Origin of the sequence: Okeania sp. SIO2B3, assembly GCF_010672525.1 — a bacterium.
In the GTDB taxonomy this organism is placed as follows: domain Bacteria; phylum Cyanobacteriota; class Cyanobacteriia; order Cyanobacteriales; family Microcoleaceae; genus Okeania.
In genome coordinates this window covers 1-5,231 of the sequence record NZ_JAAHGH010000197.1, presented here as the reverse complement: position 1 = coordinate 5,231, position 5,231 = coordinate 1, and the positions used below count along the sequence as shown (strand labels likewise).

At 39.3% G+C, this 5,231-nt stretch carries 2 protein-coding genes and 2 pseudogenes; all 4 read right to left on the bottom strand.

What is annotated here, in order from left to right; translation table 11 throughout:
• Positions 1–219, bottom strand: a pseudogene (gene ilvN / locus F6K15_RS37290) (acetolactate synthase small subunit); the annotation flags it as partial.
• 713 nt (positions 220–932) lie between these two features.
• Positions 933–2,699, bottom strand: a complete 1,767-nt coding sequence (locus F6K15_RS37285; RefSeq protein WP_293071073.1) for a cadherin domain-containing protein — start codon at positions 2,697–2,699, stop codon at positions 933–935.
• 626 nt (positions 2,700–3,325) lie between these two features.
• A pseudogene (ilvN, locus tag F6K15_RS37280) lies at positions 3,326–3,653 on the bottom strand (acetolactate synthase small subunit); the annotation flags it as partial.
• 544 nt (positions 3,654–4,197) lie between these two features.
• The coding region (locus F6K15_RS37275) for a calcium-binding protein (protein WP_293071072.1) at positions 4,198–5,231 on the bottom strand (1,034 nt) is incomplete at its 5' end.

Here is a 5,231-nt window from a genome sequence, read left to right as displayed (position 1 = left end):
GGGTCTGCTACTACTTCAATAGTTAATGAGTCCTCACCTAAGTCTACTACCCGCGCCCGAAAAATATTTGCAATCTCAACCAATAAGCGAGCGCATATTTTTAGTAGCATTAATCTTGAGTAACATTCACTCTCGTTCCACACAGGGAATGGCAGTAATATATTGTACTTTCAAAGCATTACAGCGCTTTTCAAGTTGATGAACCACATCTTCACAAACAAAACCACAGTAGGGACGTTCCATGGAACGTCCCTACTGTAGTCTACCGTGCAGGAAAACCGCTGTAACTAGCTATCAGCTATTAGCGCTTCAGCGCTTCAGCCTCAAAATTTGCGCATACATATAATTCTGTTTGGGGAGCACTCCAGACCGAAAAGCTTGGGTTCAAATCCCCGCGCGAGCTTGTCGCTTAATTTTAGGAGGTGTAATATCAAATCCGGTAGCATCGGTGTAATTAGATGGGGAGATGGGGAGATGGGGAGATGGGGACCCACCCCTCGCCCCTCCGGTGGAGGGGAAAATCGAGAAATATTTGGTAATGGTTGAAGATGGAACATTTTTTACGTGCCGAATTAAACGAATTTGATATATAGCGCTGTGCTGCCTTGCAACAGCTGCGGAAGGGGGAATAAATTGCCGATAATATAAGACTTTTAGCTATTTGGCCTCTCCTACAATTTGTAAATATACCAGCGCTCATTGCTATCAGGACTTACGCAAATACACTATTTATAGAGTCCAGTAACTATTGGACAATAGTTACAAGTACTATATATAGCGTATCTGCGTAAGTCCTAGCTATAAAACATCCCCAGAACCCAAATGGGTTCTATAGCAGTAGTGGTGGATGGTGGCTAAAATGCTCACCTAACCTTTACCAAAATCATACAATGCACCACTACCATAAAATCAATTCAGATCAAACTAGAGATTTATACAAAAGAAAAATCACTGCTATTCAAATCCATATTTCTAACATTCTTGACAATACCAACCAAATCATCATTATTGTAAATAGCAGTTCCTTTTGGCAATCCAGGAACATTTTCTTCTAATGTATAGTCACCAATACTTCCAGATAGTTGAATTTGATCGCCTTGAGCACCATTGAAAGTTTCAATCCGAGCATAATCGTTGACACCATTTCCAGTGTAGTACACTTGACTATTATCACCCAAGATAAATAGATCAGCATCGGCATTCCCCCGCAAAATATCTATCTGATTATAACCAGGTTGAGCAGAAGTTATATCTACTCCTGTAAGAGTATCCATACCTTTTCCACCATTGATCTTATCGTTTCCAAGACCACCATTGAGTATATCGTTTCCAGAACCACCATTGATCTTATCGTTTCCAAGACCACCATTGAGTATATCGTCACCTTTGCGTCCAGTAAGTACATCATTGCCACCTTCACCGTAGATCGCATCATTATCTACTGTGCCACGTAGATTATCGTTGTTGTCACTTCCATAGATAGTATTGAAGTTATCTGGTTCAGTGGGAGTTTCATCCACATTACTTACATTAATAGTTAACTGTTGCTCAAAACTTTCACCCCCATCATCAGTAGTTCGCACAGTAATATTATGATTCGCAATACTTTCAAAATCTAACCCAGAACCATCAGCAACTACTATTTGGTCTCCATCTAGAGCAAAACGACCATCAGCATTATCTAACAATTGATAACTGTGAGTATCCCCAGCATCAGGGTCATCAGTAGTTAAGTTACCCACCACTGTATTATTGTCACTATTTTCAGCAATAGAATTGTTATCTATTTCTACTGCTGTGGGAGCACTATTGGTGGGAGTAGATGGAGGTAAATTGTCACTAACTACATCTTGTTTGACGTTTTCGGAACCAACAGTAACTTGATAAGTGGCCGTATCATCTGCCTGACCATCCCCATCAAGATCCCCAGAGAAGGTAACATCGTAAGTCGCATTTGGACTTACATCTAAACTATAACCACCTGAGTTCCAAGTTGTTGTCGTAAAAGTATTAGCACTATTTTCTGTATCAACCGCTGTAACTGTTATTCCGCCTATTCCTTCACCAACTGTATAGAAATCGTCATCAGTAACTGCATCAGTGTAGGCAACACCTGTGATAAATGGGCCGCCCGCTGCAGAATAGGCAAAGTTTTGGGCACTCATCACTGCATTATAAGTTCTGCCACCAGAAGTAAACGGGCCTTGTAGTGAAGAAATTCCGATTTCCCGGAAGTTAGGGTTCATCAGACTTACACGATGTCCTCTGTGACGGTAGTCTTTGTCAATAAACAAGTTTTCGTAGTTTTTCCTCACAAGTCCGGTGAAGTCTACAAAACCTGTTGTTCCAAACCAAGCAAGGTTTTCCCCATTACCAGAAGAACCTGTGAATGTGTAGCCCGCAGCTTGCATACGTTGTCTGGAGTTTGTACCACCTTCTCCTCTGTGTTGAAACTTGTTCTCATCTAGTAACCATTGAGCGTGACCTTCAGTAGCAGTATTCAGGTTGAGATTAAATGCTAGAGGTTGTTTTGCATCAGTGGAAATTGTATCTCGTGCGCGAACTCCTTGATTTAGGTCTCCATCTCTTCCATTTATTCCATCTAGATAACGATCTGCTTCTGCTTGAGGATTTGCTCGACCTCTGTTGATCAATTCGAGCATATATTGGTCTTGAGCGGAAGGAACTGTATTAGCCATGGTTTGTTGTGTTGTAAATTTCCACTGCAGTACTTGAAAAATCGGGATTATTTCCCTTGTCAATTCAAGTTTTTAGTAATTAAATATTGCTCGAAAAGTTAGCCAAATCATGTAGTTTAAATTCAGAATTAATTGAACAGGACTTAACTACTTGCTTTGTGTTTTAAGAACAAGGGATTATTTAATTTACTATCTAGTTTTACATGGAACTTTGTAAAGTTCCGGGAGTAATTTTACCAGATCAAAAAGTTAGTATTTTTGTCTTAAGTGAAAACACTAATTCTTAATTTTTTTTTAAGCTCAAAATCGTATTTTGAGCAATCTTACCGTGGGATATCTTTGAGGAAATTGTTAGTCAATCTATTTAATGAACAAAAAAAATATTCAAATCGCAAAAAAAGTAATTTTTTCTAATGAGGTTGCACTCAAAAAAGGAGTAATCACTTAAGATAGGATATTTAATTGAAAACAATTAGGATTAGAACGAAAATTAAATCAGTAAAATATCAAGGTAAGTTAGGTTTTGAAAGAGAAAAGTAGTAGTCTTAGAAATGAGATAAAAGCTTCAATTACCATTCCCTATCCTATCGGATTAACCCTTTCCTTATTAACATCCTAGAAAATACTTATATTTTTACTTCCAAAGCTCTCAGTTTTAGGAACTCAGTATTAACTCCAGACTCACGAGTTAAAGCAATTTTACCTGTTCTAGCAATTTCACGGATACCATATTTAGCAAGCATTTGGACAATAGCAACCATTTTTCCTGGGTCTGCTACTACTTCAATAGTTAATGAGTCCTCACCTAAGTCTACTACCCGCGCCCGAAAAATATTTGCAATCTCAACCAATAAGCGAGCGCATATTTTTAGTAGCATTAATCTTGAGTAACATTAACTCTCTTTCCACACAGGGAATGGCAGTAATATCTTGTACTTTCAAAACATTAACTAGCTATCAGCTATTAGCGCTTCAGCGCTTCAGCCTCAAAATTTGCGCATACATATAATTCTGTTTGGGGAGCACTCCAGACCGAAAAGCTTGGGTTCAAATCCCCGCGCGAGCTTGTCGCTTAATTTTAGGAGGTGTAATATCAAATCCGGTAGCATCGGTGTAATTAGATGGGGAGATGGGGAGATGGGGAGATGGGGACCCACCCCTCGCCCCTCCGGTGGAGGGGAAAATCGAGAAATATTTGGTAATGGTTGAAGATGGAACATTTTTTACGTGCCGAATTAAACGAATTTGATATATAGCGCTGTGCTGCCTTGCAACAGCTGCGGAAGGGGGAATAAATTGCCGATAATATAAGACTTTTAGCTATTTGGCTCTCCTACAATTTGTAAATATACCAGCGCTCATTGCTATAAAACATCCCCAGAACCCAAATTGGTTCTATAGCAGTAGTGGTGGATGGTGGCTAAAATGTTCACCTAACCTTTACCAAAATCATACAATGCACCACTACCATAAAATCAATTCAGGCCAAATTAGAGGTTTATACAAAAGAAAAATCACTGCTATTCAAATCCATATTTCTAACATTATTGACAATACCAACCAAATCATCATTATTGTAAATAGCAGTTCCTTTTGGCAATCCAGGAACATTTTCTTCTAATGTATAGTCACCAATACTTCCAGATAGTTGAATTTGATCGCCTTCAGCACTATTGAAAGTATCGATCCGAGCATAATCGTTTATACCATTTCCAGTGTAGTACACTTGACTATTATCACCCAAGATAAATAGATCAGCATCGGCATTCCCCCGCAAAATATCTATCTGATTATAACCAGGTTGAGCAGAAGTTATATCTACTCCTGTAAGAGTATCCATACCTCTTCCACCATTGAGGATATCGTTACCAGAACCACCATTGAGGATATCGTCACCATTTCCACCATTAATTTCGTCATTTCCACTGTCGCCATTGAGCAGATCGTCACCTTTGCGTCCAGTAAGTACATCATTGCCACCTTCACCGTAGATCGCATCATTATCTACTGTGCCACGTAGATTATCGTTGTTGTCACTTCCATAGATAGTATTGAAGTTCTCAGGTTCAGTGGGAGTCTCATCCACATCAGTTACATTAATAGTCAACTGTTGCTCAAAACTTTCACCCCCAGCATCAGTAGTTCGCACAGTAATATTATGATTCGCAATACTTTCAAAATCTAACCCAGAACCATCAGCAACTACTATTTGGTCTCCATCTAGAGCAAAACGACCATCAGCATTATCTAACAATTGATAACTGTGAGTATCACCAGCATCCGGGTCATCAGTAGTTAAGTTACCCACCACTGTATTATTGTCACTATTTTCAGCAATAGAATTGTTATCTATTTCTACTGCTGTGGGAGCACTATTGGTGGGAGTAGATGGAGGTAAATTGTCGCTAACTACATCTTGTTTGACGTTTTCGGAACCAACAGTAACTTGATAAGTGGCCGTATCATCTGCCTGACCATCCCCATCAAGATCCCCAGAGAAGGTAACATCGTAAGTCGCATTTGGACTTACAT

What these genes read in the sequence shown, in the direction of transcription:
- F6K15_RS37285 (WP_293071073.1), bottom strand. Translation starts at nt 2,699, where the DNA reads ATGGCTAATACAGTTCCTTCCGCTCAAGACCAATATATGCTCGAATTG.